Here is a 17,521-nt window from a genome sequence, read left to right on the forward strand (position 1 = left end):
GCGAGAACCGGTCCCGGGCGGGCGGCCGCCTAGCTTCGTACCGTGCCGGCCCAGGATCCGTGGTTCGATGCCGCGTCCGGGCTGCATCCGGCGGCCTCCCCCCACCACCCGTTCACCCGGCCGGCCCTGCTGGTGGTGGTCGTGGTGGTGCTGGCCGCGGTCGGCACACTGCTCGGGGTGCACCACTGGCGTCCGGGCCCGGACCCGTCCTGGCCGGCCCGGGCGGGTCAGGCCGGATCCTCCGCCTGCACCGACCCGGCCGGGAAGCGGCAGTGGCGGGTGTCCTGGGCGGTGGCGCCCGGGCTCGGGCTGCGGGTGACCGGGCTGGCGGCGCGCGCGCTGCCGGCCGGGGGCTGGGAGGACCAGGCCGCGCGCTCCTGGCAGCTGCGCTGGGACCAGGCCCCGGCCGAGATGGCGGGCACCGACCTGGCCGTGGCCCATCAGGTGACCGCGCCGTTGTCCGGGCTGGGCGGGCTGACCGTGGCGGTCGCTCTGTCGCCGCGTCTGGTCACCCCGGACGGTTCCTGCACCGTGTACACCGCCGCGTTCGGGCCCGGGGACGCCGGGCCCGGGTCGGTCGCGATGGTCGGCGACAGCCTGCTGGCCCAGGTGGTGCCGGCCAGAGGTGGCGCTCTCGGGAGCTCGGGGAGCTCGGGGGCGACCGTCTCCCCGGTGCCGGGTGCCTCGGCGATGACGGTGCCCTACGGTGCCGCGGGTTCGGTGGACGGAGCCTCCGACAGCCGGGTTTCCGGGGGCGGTGCCTCCGGGACAGGGGCTGGCGGTGGTTCCGGGGCCGGGATGATGGGTGCCCCGGGGGCGTGGCGCCTGCTCACGACGGGCCTGATGCCGGGCCGGGTGCCGGAGGCCGTCATGCCGGGCCGGGTGCCGGAGGCCGTCGCCTCGGGGGCCCCGGGCGCGTCACTGATCGGCCCGCTGCCCGCCGCCCTGCGCGCCGAGGGGTACCGGGCCCAGGTCGAGGCGCAGGGCGGACGCCGCTGGGTGGTGGTGGATCCGGCCGGGCTCGGCCCGCTGGAGATCGCCGACGCCACCCTCACCGACGAACTGCGGGGACTGCGGCAGGCCGGCACCGTGGTGGCCGCCCTGGGCACCAACGACGCCGGCTGGTCAGCCCTCGCCCCCGACAATGCCCAGTTCGCCACGCGGCTCACCGGCACCCTGAAAGCACTGGGCCGCACCCTGGACGAACTCGGCCGGCAGGAGCACTGCACCGTGCTGGTCACCGTGGCGGGCCTGAACAAGACCTACTCGGGCACCGCCCCCGGGCGCTTCGGCCTGGCCGCCACGAAGATCAACGACCTGCTGCGCCGCCGGGCCCGCACCGATCCCCACCTGGCCCTGTACGACTGGGGTGCCCAGGCCGACCAGCACGGTTACGGTTCGGCCGCGCCCTGGTTCGGTCCGGACACGATCCACCTGGCCCCGGCCGGCATCACCGCCTACGCCCGTGCCCTCACCCAGGCCGCCGACCTGGGCTGCGGCTGAGGCCGAAACCGCGGTGACGGCCGCGGCCGTGGTGACTGCCGCCGCCGTGGTGACTGCCGCGGCCGTGGCGAACCGGGCCTCAGGTCCGGGTGGCGCCGCCGGCCCGGTCCCCGGCACTCACCGCCACCGCCAAGTCGGCCGCGAACGCCGCGTTGTTGCGGATCAGCGCCACGTTGGCGGCCAGGCTGCGGCCGCCGGTGAGCTCGTTCACGCGGGCCAGCAGGAACGGGGTGACGTGCTTGCCCTTCACGCCCTGCTCATCGGCGTCGTGCAGGGCCTGCTCGATGATGCCGTCGATCTCCGCCGGGGCCAGGGCGTCGGCCTCCGGGATCGGGTTGGCCACCAGCACACCGCCCAGCCCCAGCGCGCGCTGCGTGGCGATCAGAGCGGCCAGTTCCGCGGCCGTGTTCACCCGGTGCGCGACCGGCAGGCCGCTGGTGCGCGAGAAGAAGGCCGGGAACTCGTCGGTGCCGACGCCGACCACGGGCACCCCGTTGGTCTCCAGCACCTCCAGGGTGGCGGGCAGATCGAGGATCGACTTGGCCCCCGCGCAGACCACGGTCACCGGGGTGAGGCCCAGCTCGACCAGGTCGGCGGAGACGTCGAACGTGGTCGAGGCACCCCGGTGCACTCCCCCGATGCCCCCGGTGGCGAAGACGCCGATACCGGCCCGCGCGGCGATGTACATGGTGGCGGCGACGGTGGTGCCCGCCGTGGCGCCGGTGGCGACCAGCGCGGCCAGATCGCGGCGTGAGGCCTTGGCCACCTCGTCCGGCGCGGCCAGCCGTTCCAGCGCGGCGTCGTCGAGGCCCACCCGCAGCCTGCCCCCGACCAGGGCGATCGTGGCCGGCACGGCGCCGTGGTCGCGCACCACCTGCTCGATCTCACGGGCCGTGGCCAGGTTCTGCGGGTACGGCATGCCGTGGCTGATGATCGTGGACTCCAGCGCCACCACGGCGCGACCGTCCGCGAGCGCGCCGGCCACCTCCGCGCTGACCTGGAGCAATGGACCGTGGCCGGTGATCACGCCGGATGCGGGCATCCCGCATTTTATGCCGCGGGAACGCCCTTTTCGAGGCCGTTCGGGCGTTTCTCAGGAGGCGGGCAGCACGCTCAGTTCGCTCTCCACCGTCCGGGCCGCCCGTTCCGCTCCGGCGCGGGCCGCGGTCACCAGGTCGGCACCGCCGATCAGCGCCGCCAGGGTGCCGGCCATCAGGGCGTCCCCGGCGCCGGTCACGTCGATCGGTGAAGCAGGGACGGCGGGCACCTCGGCCAGCACGCCCTCACTCGCGACCACCAGGCCGGCCGGGCCCCGGGTGAGCAGGACCGCCCCGGCTCCCGCGGCACGCAGGGCGGTGGCCAGGGTCTTGTCGTCGCCGTCGGTGGGCAGCCCGTGACGGCCGAGCCAGGCGCGGGCCTCGGCGCGATTACAGCTCAGCAGGCTCAGGCCGGAGAGGTCTCGCGGCAGCCGGAGCACCTTGTGGGTCGAGACGGCGTCGAACGCGACCGGCCGGGCTTCTCGTCGTCCCTGATCGAGGGCCAGGGCGAGCACCGGCGGGCTCAGGTTGCCGTCGCAGAACACCCAGCCCTGACCCGGCCAGGCGGCCTGGAGATGGCCGGTGGTGATGCGGTCGAGCACGGCCATCGCGGCGGCGCCCACACTCAGTCCGCCGTCCGGTTCGAGCAGGGCCACGTACTGCGCGGTGACCTCACCCGGCAGCACGGCGACGTGATCGGTCGCGATGCCGCACCGCTGCGCGGCGAGGATCAGGGCCTGGCCCGGGGCGTCGTCCCCGACCGCCGACAACAGCGAGACGGGCACCCCCAGCGCCGCGAGGTTCTCGGCGACGTTGCGGGCCACCCCGCCGAGCGACGCCGAGCCGGTGCCCGGGTTAGAGGTGCCGGCGACGGCCGGCGCGGTGAAGCGGATCTTGAGATCCACCACCGCGCCGCCGGCGCACAGCACCTGTGTGATGTCAGGCCTCGATGACCAACGGGATGATCATCGGACGACGACGGTAGGACTCGTTCACCCACCGGCCGACGACCCGCCGCACGATCTGCTGCAACTGGTGCGTGTCGTTGTTCGTGCCGTTGCTGGCCGCGTCGCGGAGAGCGTCGATGATGCGCGGGCGCACCTTGTCGAACACCGCGTCGGTCTCGGCGAAACCACGGGCGTGGATCTCCGGGCCGGCCAGCACCTTGCCGCTGGCCGAGTCGACCACCACGATGATCGAGATGAAGCCCTCCTCACCGAGGATGCGACGGTCTTTCAGGTCCGCCTCGGTGATCTCGCCGACCGTGGAGCCGTCGACGTAGACCAGGCCGCACTCCACCTTGCCGGCGATGGTGGCCTTGCCGTCGATCAGGTCGACGACCACGCCGTCCTCCGCCACCAGCACCCGATCACGCGGCACCCCGGTCTTGATCGCCAGCTCGGCGTTCGCCACCAGGTGCCGGGTCTCGCCGTGCACCGGCATGACGTTCTTCGGCTTGATGATGTTGTAGCAGTACAGCAGCTCACCGGCGCTGGCGTGGCCGGACACGTGCACCCGGGCGTTGCCCTGGTGCACGACCTTGGCGCCGAGGCGGGTGAGCCCGTTGATCACCCGGTACACCGAGTTCTCGTTGCCGGGAATCAGGGACGACGCGAGCACCACCGTGTCTCCCGCACCCACCTGCACCCGATGGTCGCGGTTGGCCATCCGGGACAGGGCGGCCATCGGCTCGCCCTGGGAACCGGTGCACATCAGCACGACGCGCTCGTCGGGCAGGTCGTCGACGGCCTTGATGTCGATCAGCACACCCGGCGGCACGGTCAGGTAGCCCAGGTCACGGGCGATGCCCATGTTGCGCACCATCGAGCGGCCGACCAGGGCCACCCGGCGGTTGTGAGCGTGGGCGGCGTCGAGCACCTGCTGCACCCGGTGCACGTGCGAGGCGAACGAGGCCACGATGATGCGGCGCTCGGCCGCGCCGAACACCGAGTTCAGCACCGGGGTGATGTCACGCTCGGACACCGTGAAGCCCGGCACCTCGGCGTTGGTCGAGTCCGGCATGAACAGGTCCACGCCGGCCTCGCCCAGCCGGGCGAAGGCCCGCAGGTCGGTGATCCGGCCGTCCAGCGGCAGCTGGTCCATCTTGAAGTCACCGGTGTGCAGCACGGTGCCCGCACCGGTGGTCACGGCGACCGCCAGGGCGTCCGGGATGGAGTGGTTGACCGCCACGAACTCGCAGTCGAACGGGCCGAACTGCTCCTTCTGCCCCTCCTTCACGGCGAGCGTGATCGGGGTGATCCGGTGCTCCTTCAGCTTGGCCTCGACCAGGGCGAGGGTGAGCTGGGAGCCGACCAGGGGCAGGTCGTCCTTCAGGCGCAGCAGGTACGGCACCGCACCGATGTGGTCTTCGTGGCCGTGCGTGAGCACGACCGCCACCACGTCGTCGAGCCGGTCGGCGATGTAGGAGAAGTCGGGCAGGATCAGGTCGACGCCAGGCTGGTGGTCCTCCGGGAACAGCACCCCGCAGTCGATGATCAGGAGCTTGCCCTTGTGCTCCAGCACAGCCATGTTCCGGCCGACCTCACCCAGCCCACCGAGCGGGACGACGCGCAGTGCGCCGTCCTTGATGGGTTTGGGCGGGCCGAGCTCGCTCAGGGTCTTGGTCACGCGGTCACCTCACCGGCGCACGCCGTGCGGGGCGCGTCGGTCGCAATTGCCAGGTTCAAAGAAGTTTTGCCTCCTCGAGGTCGCTGCGCAGCAGCGCTACCTCCTCGTTCGTTGCCGCCATCTGCGGCAGTCGTACTGTTCTTGTGGGCAGTACACCCATGAGTTCCAGGGCGGCCTTGGCCATCACCGCACCTTGTGCGCGGGTCATGATGCCTCGGACCGCGGGCAGTACCTCGGAGTTGATCCGCCGCGCGGTGACCAGGTCACCTGCGTCGACGGCCTCGACCATGCGCCGGTACTGCCCGGCAGCGACATGGCCGACGACACTGATCATGCCGGAGGCGCCGATGCTGAGCCAGGGCAGGTTGAGCTGATCGGTGCCGGAGTAGATCTCCAGACCGGTCTGCTCCAGCAGCCAGGCCCCCGCGAACAGGTCGTCCTTGGCGTCTTTCACCGCGACGATGTTGGGGTGCATGGCCAGCTCGAGCAGGGTCTCGCTCTGGATCGGGATCGCCGAGCGGCCCGGGATGTCGTACAGCATCACCGGCAGGTCGGTGGCGTCGGCCACGGCCGTGAAGTGCGCGACCAGCCCGGCCTGCGACGGCTTCGAATAGTACGGGGTGACGGCGAGCAGGCCGTGCGCGCCCGCCCTGGCGGCCTGGCGGCTCAGCTCGACGGTGTGCGCCGTGTCGTTGGTGCCGATGCCGGCGATGATCACCGCGCGGCCGCCGGCCGCCTCGATCACGGCCCGCAGCAGCTGGTCCTTCTCGACGTCGCTCGTGGTCGGCGACTCGCCGGTCGTGCCGGACACCACGAGTGCGTCGGCCCCGCCGTCGACCAGGTACGCCGCCAGCTTCTGGGCGGTGTCGAGGTCCAGTTCCCCGGTGGCGGTGAAGGGCGTGACCATGGCCACGCCGACAGAACCGAAAGAACGGGTGACAGGCTCCACGGGCATGTCGGCAAACGTTACCGGGCCCTGGAGCCCCTTCGGTGACGGCCGGACGGCGGGCCCCGGCAGTGCGGCCGGATGCCCCATTCGTCACTTCCTTCACAGCACGGCGAACCTCGGCCCACGGGGCCCGATCGGTCGGTCCGGCCATTGTCCCCGTTTCGTTCAGGGACGCCGGAAGTGCTCCTGTGCATCCCGCGCCACCGCCGGAGGATACGCCGGGCCCGGCCCGGAGGGGCCGTAAATCCACCATCCGGCCGCCGGGCACCACCGGTGCCGAATGATGGCGGGGTGCGGCGCAAAACAGTGAATTCCGGCGCTACTCGCTCGGGGGTTCGAGCAGCGCCGGAACTCGCAGGTCTCATCGGCGTGGCACCGGGGGATGTTACGGAAAGGCTGGAGAAGTGACGCGCGTCACATGACGGGCTCTGGCTCGGCGCGCCGGTAGTGGACGAACCGGTACCGGGTGCCGGTGCGCGACAGCAGCCAGTCCTCGCTCTGGCCGGCCTCCGGCAGCCACTGCGGACCGACGGCGGGGGCGAAGGTGTCGCCGGGGACGTCGAGGTCGACCTCGGTGACCACCAGGCGGGAAGCCATCGGCAGGAAGGTGGCGTAGACCGCGCCGCCACCCATCACCCAGACCTCGCGGTCGGTTGCTTGCGCGCCCTCGGTTGCTTCGGCGTCTTCGGTTGCTTCCGCGTTCCAGGCTCTGGCCGCGGCCAGGGCCTCCTGCGGTGAGTGCGCCACCGTCGCGCCCTCGGCGCGCCAGGCCGGGTCTCGGGTGAGCACCACGTTGAGCCGGCCGGGCAGGGGGCGGAAGCGCTCGGGCAGCGAGTCCCAGGTGGCCCGGCCCATGATCACGGCGTGGCCCTTGGTGAGACGGCGGAAACCGGCCTGGTCCTCGGGGACCTGCCAGGGGATGTCGCCGTCGCGCCCGATCACGCCGCCCCGGGCCTGGGCCCAGATCAGGCTCAGCGACATCAGACCGCCACCTTGCCGCGGATCAGCGGGTGCGGGTCGTAGCCGACGACCTCGATGTCTTCGTAGGCGTAGCTGAACAGGTCTGCCGCCTGGTTCACCGTGATCTCGGGAAACGGGCGCACGTCGCGGCTCAGCTGCTCGGTGACCTGCTCCACGTGGTTGTCGTAGATGTGGCAGTCACCGCCGGTCCAGATCAGCTCGCCGGGAGTCAGGCCGGTCTGCTGGGCCACCAGGTGCAGCAGCAGCGCGTAGCTGGCGATGTTGAACGGCACACCGAGGAACAGGTCGGCGCTGCGCTGGTACACCTGCACGCTCAGCTCGCCGTTCGCCACGTAGAACTGGAACAGCAGGTGGCACGGGGGCAGGGCCATGTTGTCGATCTCGGCCACGTTCCAGGCCGACACGATCATGCGGCGGGAGTCGGGGTTGGCGCGGACGGTGCTGACCAGGTCGGCCATCTGGTCGATGTGGCCGCCGCCGGGCGTGGGCCAGGAACGCCACTGCACGCCGTAGACCGGGCCGAGTTCACCCTCGGGCGAGGCCCACTCGTCCCAGATGGTGACGCCCTGCTCGTGCAGCCAGCCGATGTTCGAGTCGCCGCGCAGGAACCACAGCAGCTCGACCGCCACCGACCTGAAGTGCACCTTCTTGGTGGTGATCAGCGGAAAGCCGTCGCGCATGTGGAAGCGCATCTGGTGGCCGAAGACGCTGCGCGTGCCGGTGCCCGTGCGGTCGGACTTGGTGACACCGTTCGCCATCACGTGGGCCAGCAGGTCTTCGTACTGCGTCGACTTCATGCCCGGGATCGTACGACGGGCCACCGACAGACATGGACAACCACCGACGTGCCACTGGCAGCCCGCCGACAGCCCGCACCGGTTCAGGCCGGGACGACCCGGACGCCGTCCCCGGTGATCACGAATCGCACCGCCGACAGGTCCGGCACGATCGCCTCGGCGTCGAGATCGCCGTCGGGGTGGGTGGTGGTCAGCGCGAGCCGGGCCGCGCCGGCCGCCAGACCGGAGGCCAGACCGGCCGGGGCGTCCTCCACCACCAGGCAGTCGGCAGCGTCCACACCGAGCCGGCCGGCGGCCAGCAGGTACGGCGCCGGGTCCGGCTTGCCCACCTCCACCATGTCGGCGGTGACCAGCACCTCCGGTGGCTCCAGGCCGGTCGCGCCGAGCCGGGCGACGGCCAGGTCATGCACGCACGAGGTGGCGATCGCCGCGCGGCCGGCCGGGGCCAGCACGCCCAGGGCCTCCCGGCTGCCCGGCAGCACCTCGATGCCGGTGAGGTCCTCGGTCTCGATCTGCTCGATGCGCCGGGTCGCCTGCTCCCACAGCTGCGGGGTGCCCGGCATCAGCGAGGGCACGATCTGTGCCGCCGGGACGCCGTGCCAGGTGCCGAAACCAGTCAGGTGGACGCCGTACTCGTCCGCCCAGCGCATCCACGACCGCTCCACCGCCGGGGTGGAGTCGATCAGGGTGCCGTCCATGTCGAACAGCACGGCGGCGAAGGTGCGCCCGGTCAGGGGACCCAGGAGATCGTTGTCGGCCACGCGCGCCAGCCTAGCCAGAGCCGGAAGAGTGTCGGTGGGCGGTGGAATGATGCGGACATGGCATCGAACGTCCTGGTCCGGCCCGCCCGCGCCTCCGACCCGGCGGTGATCGGCTCCATCCAGGCCCGCGCCTGGGGCATCGCCTACGCCGAGCTGCTCCCGGCCCAGGCTCTGGCGGCGCTCACGCCGTCCGAACTGACCCCGGTCTGGCGCGAGGCGGTGCTGCGCCCGCCGAGCCCGAAACACGGTGTTTTCGTGGCGGTCTCCGACGACCTGGTGGTGGGTTTCGCCTCGGTCGCGCCGAGCGACGACCACGACGCGAACGGCGAGACGGGTGCCCTCGGCGTGCTCGCGGTCGATCCCGGCCACCAGCAGGCCGGCCACGGTTCGCGGCTGCTCTCGGCGGCGGTCGATCACCTGCGCAACCACGGGCTGAACGCGATGACGGTCTGGGTCCCCGAGGCCGACGAGGCCCGGGCCCGGTTCTTCACCTCGGCCGGCATGGTGGCCGACGGCGCCCGGCGGTCCTTCGCCGGACCGGGCGGTGCCACGGTCACCGAAGTGCGCTACGGCGCGGAGATCTCGGGTGCCTGACTCACCGGGCGAGCCGGTCGACGGCGACGGAGCCCCCACGGCGCCCCCGCTCCCCGGCTCTGCGCCGCGTCTCACCGGCATCGACGTGGCCAGGTCGTTCGCGCTGTTCGGCATGATGGCCACCCACGTGCTGCTCGGTGCCGGCTCGGACGACGGGGCGATGGGCGCCGTTCACCAGATCGCCGGGGGCCGGGCCGCGGCCCTGTTCGCGGTGCTGGCCGGGGTCGGGCTGGCGCTGGCCTCCGGGGGCGAACGGCCCACCCCGCGCAGGATCGCCCGCGCCCGTCACGTCACGCTGGTGCGCTCGGGCGCGCTGGTGGCGCTCGGCCTCACGCTCGGCCTGGCCGACACCCCGGTCGCGATCATCCTGGCCTACTACGGCGTGCTGTTCCTGGTCGCGGTGCCGGTGCTGGCCTGGCCGGCGCGGCGGCTCGCGGCCGCCGCCGTCATCTGCGCGGTGGTCACGCCCGCCGTCAGCCACTGGCTGCGCGGGGCGGGCGGGCTCGACGAGGCCTCCGGCGAGAACCTTTCCTGGGCAACCCTTTTCCCGCTGGTGCCGGCCGTGCGGCATCTGCTGCTGACCGGCTACTACCCCGTGCTCACCTGGACCACCTACCTTTTCGCCGGCCTGGCGGTGGGCCGGCTGGCGTTGCGCAGCCCGCGGGTCGCGGCAGCCGTGGCCGCGACCGGCGCGGCGCTGGCGGCCGGGTCGTGGCTGGTGTCGGTCGCCGCGGTGCATCTGGCCGGGGGGTTCGGCTCCCTGGTCACCGAGGGACTGCTGCCGCGCTACTCCGCCGACGGCCGCACCCCCAACGACGGCTTCTACGGCACCACGCCGGTCAACGACCCGTGGTGGCTGCTGGTGCGGGTGGCGCACAGCGGCTCGATCACCGACCTGGTGCACACGGTGGGCACGTCCCTGCTCGTGCTCGGCCTGACCCTGCTCGCGGTGCACGCGCTGACCCGGCGAAAACCGGTGCCCGCCCTGGTCCGGGTGCCGCTGCGGATGCTGGCCGCGGCCGGCTCGATGACGCTCACGCTCTACTGCGTGCACGTGCTCGCGGTCGGTGTGAACACCGGCGCCCTGCGCGAGCCGATCGTGCCGGCCTGGCCCTACCTGGTGCTGAACGTCGTGGGGGCGATCATCATCGCCCTGCTCTGGGGCGCGCCCCGGCGCCGCGGCCCGCTGGAAGAGGCGATCGTCTCGATGGCCGGGGTCGCCGCGCGGGGCTGAGCCGGGCGAGCCGGGCACCCATGTGGCTGGCCCGCCCAGGCACGACCAGGCACGACCACAAGACCGGGCCCGCCCAGGCCGCGAAACCAGCGTCCTACAGGTAGTTCTCCAGCCCTCGCACCAGGCCGGGCCGCCCCGACACCTGGCGCACCGCCAGCAGCACGCCCGGCATGAACGAGACCCGGTCGAAGCTGTCGTGGCGGATGGTCAGCTGCTCACCGGGACCACCGAGCAGCACCTCCTCGTGGGCCACCAGGCCCTGCAAGCGCACCGAGTGCACGCGCACGCCGTCGACGTCCGCACCGCGAGCGCCGTCGAGCACGGCCGTGGTGGCGTCAGGCGATGCGGGCAGGCCGGCCTCGCGGCGTGAGGCCGCGATCTGCGCGGCGGTGTGCCGTGCCGTGCCGGAGGGGGCGTCGGCCTTGTTCGGGTGGTGCAGCTCCACCACCTCGACCGACTCGAAGTACCTGGCCGCCTCGGCCGCGAAGCGCATGAGCAGCACCGCGCCGAGTGCGAAGTTGGGGGCCAGCAGAACGCCGACGCCGGGTGCCTTCGCGAGCGCCGCGCGCACCCTGGCCAGGCCGTCCTCGGTCCAGCCGGTGGTGCCGACCACAGCGTGCACGCCCTGCTCCACGCAGGTCACCACGATGTCGTCGACGCCGTCCGGCGAGGTCATGACGACCGCGACGTCCGCACCCTTGAGCCCGGCGACCAGGTCGTCGCCCGACCCGACCCGCGCACTCAGCGTCAGATCGGCGGCGGCCTCCACCGCGTCGCAGGTGGTCTTGCCCATTCGACCGGCCGCGCCGATCACCGCTACCGCTGTCACGCAGGTGAAGGTATCAGCGCCACCGATGACCAGGCAGCCAACCGGGCAGCCAACCATCCGGCCTCAGGACAGCGCGGTGTCCGGCGTGGACAGTTCCGCCGCCCGGCTGGTGTCTTTCAGGTCCACGCCCGAGCGTCCCAGCTGCCGGGCCCCGGCCACCAGCCCGGCGACCACCCGGGCCGCCACCTCGTAGGCCAGGCCGCCGGGGGCATGGATGTTGGACACGCAGTTGCGGTCGGAGTCGGCCCGCCCGGGCTCCGGGTGATGGGTCAGGTACACGCCCAGGCTGTCCGCCACGGACAGCCCCGGACGCTCGCCGATCAGCACCAGCACCGTGCCCACGCCGAGGGCCGCGCCGATGTGGTCGCCCAGCCCCACCCGAGCCTGCGTGGCGATCACCGGTGGGGCCAGGGTCAGCGTCGGCGGCAGGGCTCTCACCAGGGCGGACAGCAGGGCGGGCCCGTGCGTGGCCAGAGCCCGGGCCGAAAGACCGTCCGCCAGGACGAATCCCACGTCCGCCGTCGAACGGGGGACGACGGGAGAACCGGCCGGCACCCGCCCCAGGTCCGGACGCCGCAGGTACTCCGCCCGGTCGGCCGCACGGCTGGTCACGGTCGTCGGATGCCCGAGCCGCGGCCCCGCACCCCCGCTCTCACCGGCCTCACCGTCGTCCGGCCCGGCGCACACCCCCGACCGCACCAGCTCCGCGATCAGCTTGTCCACGTCCAGCGGGTCGTGCACGGCGTCCCGGGCGATCGCGTGGGCCAGCCGGAACTCCAGCACCCGCGAGGTCGGCATCCCGTCGCCCGCCCGGCCCAGGCCGATCCGGGCCTGGGTGGTGGCGCGCAGCTCGTCCCAGAAGTCCGTCACCGCCCCACCGCCGTCAGCGAGCGCAGCACCGAGGACGACGCCTCGACCGGCAGCACCCGCCCCTCGTCGTCCATCAATTGCATGGTGCGCAGCCACGCCTCGAACTCCGGCGCCGGCCGCGACCCGAGCACCTGCCGGGTGTACAGCGCGTCGTGGAACGACGTGCTCTGGTAGCCGAGCATCACGTCGTCCGCGCCCGGCACCGCGATCACGAACGAGCAGCCCGCCACACCGAGCAGGGTCAGCAGGTTGTCCATGTCGTCCTGGTCGGCCTCGGCATGGTTGGTGTAGCAGACGTCCACGCCCATCGGCAGACCGAGCAGCTTGCCGCAGAAGTGGTCCTCCAGACCCGCACGGACGATCTGCTTGCCGTCGTACAGGTATTCCGGCCCGATGAACCCGACCACGGTGTTCACCAGCAGCGGCTCGAACTCCCGGCAGACCGCGTAGGCCCGGGCCTCCAGCGTCTGCTGGTCCACCGGGCGCCCGTTCACGCCGCGGTGCGCGTCCGCCGACAGGGCCGAGCCCTGACCGGTCTCCATGTACATCACGTTCTGCCCGACCGTGCCCCGGTTCAGCGACAGCCCGGCCTCGTGTCCCTCCCGCAGCAGGGCCAGGTCGACGCCGAAGCCCTGGTTCGCGGCCTGGGTGCCGGCCACCGACTGGAACACCAGGTCGACCGGCACCCCGGCCTCGATCAGCCCGATGGTGGTGGTGACGTGGGTGAGAACGCAGGTCTGGGTGGGGATGTCGTAGGCCGAGCGGATCCCGTCGAGCAGGTGCAGCAGGTCGGCGCAGGTCTGCGGCGAGTCGCCGGCCGGGTTCACGCCGATCACCGCGTCGCCGCAGCCCAGCAGCAGACCGTCGAGCGTGGCCGCGGCGATGCCGCGCAGGTCGTCGGTGGGATGGTTGGGCTGGAGGCGGGTGGCCAGGCGGCCGGGCAGTCCCACGGTCGAGCGGAACGCCGTGGTCACCCGGGTGGCCCGGGCCACCGCGATCAGGTCCTGGTTGCGCATCAGCTTGCTCACCGCGGCCACCATCTCCGGGGTCAGCCCGGGGGCCAGGGCGCCCAGTACCGCCCCGGCCTGCGGCTTCGGTGCCAGGTCGAGCAGCCAGTCGCGAAATCCGCCCACGGTCAGCGATTTCACCGGCTCGAAGGCATCCGGCGCGTGCGTGTCGAGGATCAGCCGGGTGACCTCGTCGGTCTCGTACGGCACCAGCGGCTCGTCGAGGAACTGCCGCAGCGGCACCTCGGCGAGGGCCAGCTGGGCGGCCACCCGCTCGGCGTCGGAACCCGCGGCGCACCCGGCCAGCTCGTCGCCCGACCTGAGTGGGGTGGCCTTCGCCATCAGGTCGACGAGGCCGTCGAACTGGTACGTCGTGCCCCGGCTCGTCTGCGTGTACCTGACCATGGCACGACCTCCGCTCGGCGAATCACCGCCATCCCACCATCGGGTCCCGGCAGCGTCAACGAACGGGTCGTTTCGGTCGTGGGTCGGTGTGTTTCGGCCGGTTCCGGCGATCGGCGGGAGGGCCATAACAGTTGAGGACGCCGGGAGCCCCACCGGGCCCACCGACGTCCTCGAACTGAAGGTCGTGCTTACTCCAGCCGGAAGGTGCGGCCTTCGTCGAACGGGCCCACCACCGCCAGCGACATCGGCCGGGACACCAGGTCGGCGGCCAGCTCGCGCACGTCGGCGGCGGAGATCGAGCGGATCCGGTCCAGAGCCTTGTCAAGGCCCAGGTACTCACCGTGCACCAGCTCGGCCTTGCCCAGCCGGGACATCCGGGAACCGGTGTCTTCGAGGCCCAGCACCAGACCGCCGGCCAGCTGGCCGTGGGCGCGGTGCAGTTCCTCCTCCGGCACACCGTCGGCGGCCAGGCGGCGCAGTTCGGCCACCATCAGCGCGATCACCTCGTCGGTGCGGGCCGGGGTGCAGCCCGCGTACAGACCGAAGTAGCCGGAGTCGGAGTAGCCACTGGCGAACGAGTACACCGCGTAGGCCAGGCCCCGCTGCTCGCGGATCTCCTGGAACAACCGGCTGCTCATCCCGCCGCCGAGCACCGCGTTGAGCACCGACATGGCATAACGCCGCGAGTCGGTGGCGACCAGCGAGGTGGTGCCGACCACCACGTTGGCCTGCTCGGTCGGGCGGTTCACCACGACCAGTCGGTGCGGGGTGCCACCGGACGACGCGCCGGCCTGCTCCCGTTCCGGCTGCGACACATCACGCCGGGCGAAGGGCGCGTCGCCGGCGCCGATCGTCCAGCCGGACCGGGCCAGGCTGGCCTGGACCAGTTCGCACACCCGGTCGTGATCCACCCCACCGGCCACCGTGACCACCAGGCCGGGGGCCCGGTAGTGCTCGGCGTAGTGGTCGAGGATGTTCTCGCGACGCACGGCCCGGATCGTCTCCGGCGTGCCACCGATCGGCCGGCCCAGCGGATGCTGCCCCAGAACCAGTTCGGCGAACCGCTCGTGCACCACGTCGGCCGGGTCGTCGTCGTTCATCGCGAGCTCTTCGAGGATGACCCCGCGCTCGCTCTCGACGTCACCGGCCTCCAGCCGGGCACCGGTGACCATGTCGCAGAGCACGTCGACGGCCATCGGCAGGTCGTCGTCGAGCACCCGGGCGTAGTAGCAGGTGTGCTCCTTGCCGGTGACCGCGTTGGACTCACCGCCGACCCGGTCGAACGCGGTGGCGATGTCCATCGCGCTGCGCCGGGCCGTGCCCTTGAACAGCAGGTGCTCGAGGAAATGGGTGGAGCCGTGGTGGCCGGTGGTCTCGTCGCGCGAGCCGACACCGACCCAGAACCCGATCGTGGCGGAACGCAGTCCGGGCATCGCCTCCGACAGCACCCGGACCCCGCCGGGGAGGACGGTCCGGCGCACGACGGCGCCGGCGTCCTCCCCCGCGATGGTCTGGGACGATCCGGAGGCTCCCGCTGCGACCAGCGGCAGAGGAGTCGCCGTCACGATCAGGAGTTCGCGTCCGCCGTCTCGGACTTGCCCTCGGTCTCCTCTTCCAGGACCGGGGCCAGCGAGAGCTTGCCACGCGGGTCGATCTCGGCGATCTCGACCTGGACCTTCTGGCCGATCTTCAGAACGTCCTCGACGTTCTCCACCCGCTTGCCACCGACCATGCGGCGGATCTGCGAGATGTGCAGAAGACCGTCCTTGCCCGGCACCAGGGACACGAACGCACCGAAGGTCGTCGTCTTCACGACGGTGCCCAGGTAGCGCTCCCCGACCTCGGGCATGGTCGGGTTGGCGATCGCGTTGATCGCCGTCCGGGCGGCCTCGGCCGAGGGGCCGTCGGTCGCGCCGATGTACACCGTGCCGTCGTCCTCGATCGAGATGTCGGCGCCGGTGTCGTCCTGGATCTGGTTGATCATCTTGCCCTTCGGGCCGATGACCTCACCGATCTTGTCGACGGGGACCTTCACGCTGATGACGCGCGGCGCGAACGGGGACATCTCGTCCGGCCGGTCGATCGCCTCGCTCATCACGTCGAGGATGTGCAGCCGGGCCTCGCGGGCCTGGGTCAGCGCGGCGGCCAGCACCGACGCCGGGATGCCGTCGAGCTTGGTGTCGAGCTGGATCGCGGTGACGAACTCGGAGGTACCGGCGACCTTGAAGTCCATGTCACCGAAAGCGTCCTCGGCACCGAGGATGTCGGTGAGAGCCGCGTACTCCGTCTTGCCGTCGACCGTGTCGGACACCAGGCCCATGGCGATGCCGGCGACCGGGGCGCGCAGCGGCACACCGGCGTTCAGCAGGGCCAGGGTGGAGGCGCAGACCGAACCCATCGAGGTGGACCCGTTGGAGCCGAGGGCCTCGGAGACCTGACGGATCGCGTAGGGGAACTCCTCGCGGCTCGGCAGGACCGGGACGAGCGCACGCTCGGCCAGGGCGCCGTGACCGATCTCGCGGCGCTTCGGCGAACCGACGCGACCGGTCTCACCGGTGCTGTAGGGCGGGAAGTTGTAGTTGTGCATGTACCGCTTGCGGGTCACCGGGGAGAGGGTGTCCAGCTGCTGCTCCATGCGCAGCATGTTCAGCGTGGTGACACCCAGGATCTGGGTCTCGCCGCGCTCGAACAGCGCCGAGCCGTGCACGCGCGGGATGACCTCGACCTCGGCGCCGAGCTGACGGATGTCGGCCAGGCCACGGCCGTCGATGCGCACCTTGTCTTTCAGGATGCGCTGACGGACCAGCTTCTTGTTGACGGCGCGGAAAGCGGCCGAGACCTCTTTCTCGCGGCCCTCGAACTCGGCCGAGAACTTGGCCTTGATGCCGTCTTTCAGCTCGTCCAGACGGCTCTCGCGCTCCTGCTTGCCGGCGATCGTGAGCGCCTGCGTCATGTCGTCGGACACCGCGGCGGCGACGGCCTGGAACACGTCGTCCTGGTAGTCCGGGAACAGCGGGAACTCGGCGGTCGGCTTGGCGGCCGCGGCGGAGACCTCGGCCTGCGCCTTGCACAGAGCGGCGATGAACGGCTTGGAGGCCTCCAGACCGGCGGCGACCACGTCTTCGGTGGGGGCGCCGGCGCCCTGGTCCTTGATCAGGGTCCAGGAGCCCTCGGTGGCCTCGGCCTCGACCATCATGATCGCGACGTCCTCGGTGCCGTCCTCCGTGGTGACGACGCGACCGGCGACGACCATGTCGAACACGGCCCGCTCGATCTCGTCGTGCCGCGGGAAGCCGACCCACTGGCCGTCGATCAGGGCCACGCGCACGCCACCGATCGGGCCGGAGAAGGGCAGGCCGGAGATCTGGGTGGACAGCGACGCGGCGTTGATCGCCACGACGTCGTAGGGGTCGGCCGGGTTCAGCGCCAGCACGGTGATGACGACCTGGACCTCGTTGCGCAGGCCCTTGACGAAGGTCGGGCGCAGCGGGCGGTCGATCAGGCGGCAGGCCAGGATGGCCTCGGTGCTGGGCCGGCCCTCACGGCGGAAGAACGAGCCGGGGATCTTCCCGGCCGCGTACATCCGCTCCTCGACGTCGATCGTCAGGGGGAAGAAGTCGAACTGGTCCTTCGGCTGCTTGCCGACCGTGGTGGCCGACAGCAGCATCGTGTCGTTGTCGAGGTAGACGGCGACGGAGCCGGCGGCCTGCTTGGCCAGACGCCCGGTCTCGAAACGGACCGTGCGCGTGCCGAACTTGCCGTTGTCGATGACGGCCTCGGCCGCGGTGATCTCGGGACCCTCCAAGGGTCACTCTCCTGTTCTTCCGCGGCTGCGCCGCGGCATCGGGCAGGAGTGGTGCGGGAGCCGTGGTCGAGACGTTCCGGTCTTCGATCGAGGCCCACGCGTCCGCCCTGTGGGCTGCCCG

Annotated in this window: 15 protein-coding genes; 3 read left to right on the forward strand and 12 right to left on the reverse strand. The window is 72.0% G+C overall.

Features of this window, described 5'->3' with window-relative positions; genetic code table 11:
* Positions 1-42 precede the first annotated feature (42 nt).
* Positions 43-1,503 (forward strand): SGNH/GDSL hydrolase family protein, encoded by a 1,461-nt coding sequence (locus KIH74_RS33415; RefSeq protein WP_214160431.1) that lies wholly within the window; start codon positions 43-45, stop codon positions 1,501-1,503.
* A gap of 79 nt (positions 1,504-1,582) precedes the next feature.
* On the opposite strand, the gene KIH74_RS33420 is transcribed toward KIH74_RS33415, so the two are convergent.
* The 7 genes from KIH74_RS33420 to KIH74_RS33450 all read right to left on the reverse strand — a co-directional run bounded on the left by KIH74_RS33420 (position 1,583) and on the right by KIH74_RS33450 (position 8,656).
* Entirely contained in the window at positions 1,583-2,545 is a 963-nt protein-coding gene (locus KIH74_RS33420; protein ID WP_214160432.1) for a pseudouridine-5'-phosphate glycosidase, read from the reverse strand.
* A 51-nt stretch (positions 2,546-2,596) separates the two neighbouring features.
* On the reverse strand, positions 2,597-3,469 hold the full coding sequence (locus KIH74_RS33425; RefSeq protein WP_214160433.1) for a carbohydrate kinase family protein: 873 nt from the start codon (positions 3,467-3,469) through the stop codon (positions 2,597-2,599).
* Positions 3,470-3,479: 10 nt separating this feature from the next.
* Positions 3,480-5,069, reverse strand: coding sequence for a ribonuclease J (locus KIH74_RS33430; RefSeq protein WP_214160488.1), 1,590 nt, complete (start codon positions 5,067-5,069; stop codon positions 3,480-3,482).
* 154 nt (positions 5,070-5,223) lie between these two features.
* Entirely contained in the window at positions 5,224-6,123 is a 900-nt protein-coding gene (dapA, locus tag KIH74_RS33435) for a 4-hydroxy-tetrahydrodipicolinate synthase (protein WP_214160434.1), read from the reverse strand.
* Between the two features lie 408 nt (positions 6,124-6,531).
* The gene (locus KIH74_RS33440; RefSeq protein ID WP_214160435.1) at positions 6,532-7,098 is read right to left on the reverse strand and encodes a dihydrofolate reductase; all 567 of its coding nucleotides are present in this window, start codon (positions 7,096-7,098) and stop codon (positions 6,532-6,534) included.
* Positions 7,098-7,895, reverse strand: a complete 798-nt coding sequence (locus tag KIH74_RS33445) for a thymidylate synthase (RefSeq protein ID WP_214160436.1) — start codon at positions 7,893-7,895, stop codon at positions 7,098-7,100. The genes KIH74_RS33440 and KIH74_RS33445 overlap by 1 nt, the downstream gene beginning before the upstream one ends.
* Positions 7,896-7,978: 83 nt before the next feature.
* The gene (locus KIH74_RS33450) at positions 7,979-8,656 is read right to left on the reverse strand and encodes an HAD-IA family hydrolase (protein WP_308114064.1); all 678 of its coding nucleotides are present in this window, start codon (positions 8,654-8,656) and stop codon (positions 7,979-7,981) included.
* A gap of 57 nt (positions 8,657-8,713) precedes the next feature.
* On the opposite strand from KIH74_RS33450, the gene KIH74_RS33455 reads away from it, so the two are divergent.
* Complete coding sequence (locus KIH74_RS33455; protein ID WP_214160437.1) at positions 8,714-9,250, forward strand: GNAT family N-acetyltransferase; 537 nt, start codon at positions 8,714-8,716, stop codon at positions 9,248-9,250.
* On the forward strand, positions 9,243-10,484 hold the full coding sequence (locus KIH74_RS33460) for a heparan-alpha-glucosaminide N-acetyltransferase domain-containing protein (protein ID WP_214160438.1): 1,242 nt from the start codon (positions 9,243-9,245) through the stop codon (positions 10,482-10,484). Before KIH74_RS33455 ends, KIH74_RS33460 begins: the two co-directional genes overlap by 8 nt.
* Positions 10,485-10,578: 94 nt before the next feature.
* Here the strand turns inward: KIH74_RS33460 and dapB are convergent, their stop codons facing one another.
* From dapB to KIH74_RS33485, 5 genes are all read right to left on the reverse strand, one after another.
* A complete protein-coding gene (gene dapB, locus KIH74_RS33465) occupies positions 10,579-11,313 on the reverse strand; it encodes a 4-hydroxy-tetrahydrodipicolinate reductase (RefSeq protein WP_308114065.1) in 735 nt (244 codons plus the stop codon).
* Between the two features lie 63 nt (positions 11,314-11,376).
* Positions 11,377-12,183, reverse strand: a complete 807-nt coding sequence (eutC, locus tag KIH74_RS33470) for an ethanolamine ammonia-lyase subunit EutC (RefSeq protein ID WP_214160440.1) — start codon at positions 12,181-12,183, stop codon at positions 11,377-11,379.
* Positions 12,180-13,595 carry an ethanolamine ammonia-lyase subunit EutB gene (locus KIH74_RS33475; RefSeq protein ID WP_214160441.1) on the reverse strand — a complete coding sequence of 472 codons (1,416 nt, stop codon included), beginning with the start codon at positions 13,593-13,595 and terminating at the stop codon, positions 12,180-12,182. The genes eutC and KIH74_RS33475 overlap by 4 nt, the downstream gene beginning before the upstream one ends.
* A gap of 188 nt (positions 13,596-13,783) precedes the next feature.
* Positions 13,784-15,160, reverse strand: coding sequence for a M16 family metallopeptidase (locus KIH74_RS33480; RefSeq protein WP_308114066.1), 1,377 nt, complete (start codon positions 15,158-15,160; stop codon positions 13,784-13,786).
* Positions 15,161-15,162: 2 nt separating this feature from the next.
* A complete protein-coding gene (locus KIH74_RS33485; RefSeq protein WP_214160442.1) occupies positions 15,163-17,400 on the reverse strand; it encodes a polyribonucleotide nucleotidyltransferase in 2,238 nt (745 codons plus the stop codon).
* Positions 17,401-17,521: the final 121 nt, after the last annotated feature.

The organism is Kineosporia corallincola (genome assembly GCF_018499875.1).
Taxonomy (GTDB): domain Bacteria; phylum Actinomycetota; class Actinomycetes; order Actinomycetales; family Kineosporiaceae; genus Kineosporia; species Kineosporia corallincola.

Excerpts from the sequence above, each read along its gene's own strand:
- KIH74_RS33420 (WP_214160432.1), bottom strand. The coding sequence starts at position 2,545 with ATGCCCGCATCCGGCGTGATCACCGGCCACGGTCCATTGCTCCAGGTC.
- KIH74_RS33430 (WP_214160488.1), bottom strand. The coding sequence starts at position 5,069 with ATGGCTGTGCTGGAGCACAAGGGCAAGCTCCTGATCATCGACTGCGGG.
- dapA (WP_214160434.1), bottom strand. The coding sequence starts at position 6,123 with ATGCCCGTGGAGCCTGTCACCCGTTCTTTCGGTTCTGTCGGCGTGGCC.
- KIH74_RS33440 (WP_214160435.1), bottom strand. The coding sequence starts at position 7,098 with ATGTCGCTGAGCCTGATCTGGGCCCAGGCCCGGGGCGGCGTGATCGGG.
- KIH74_RS33445 (WP_214160436.1), bottom strand. The coding sequence starts at position 7,895 with ATGAAGTCGACGCAGTACGAAGACCTGCTGGCCCACGTGATGGCGAAC.
- KIH74_RS33455 (WP_214160437.1), top strand. The coding sequence starts at position 8,714 with ATGGCATCGAACGTCCTGGTCCGGCCCGCCCGCGCCTCCGACCCGGCG.
- KIH74_RS33475 (WP_214160441.1), bottom strand. The coding sequence starts at position 13,595 with ATGGTCAGGTACACGCAGACGAGCCGGGGCACGACGTACCAGTTCGAC.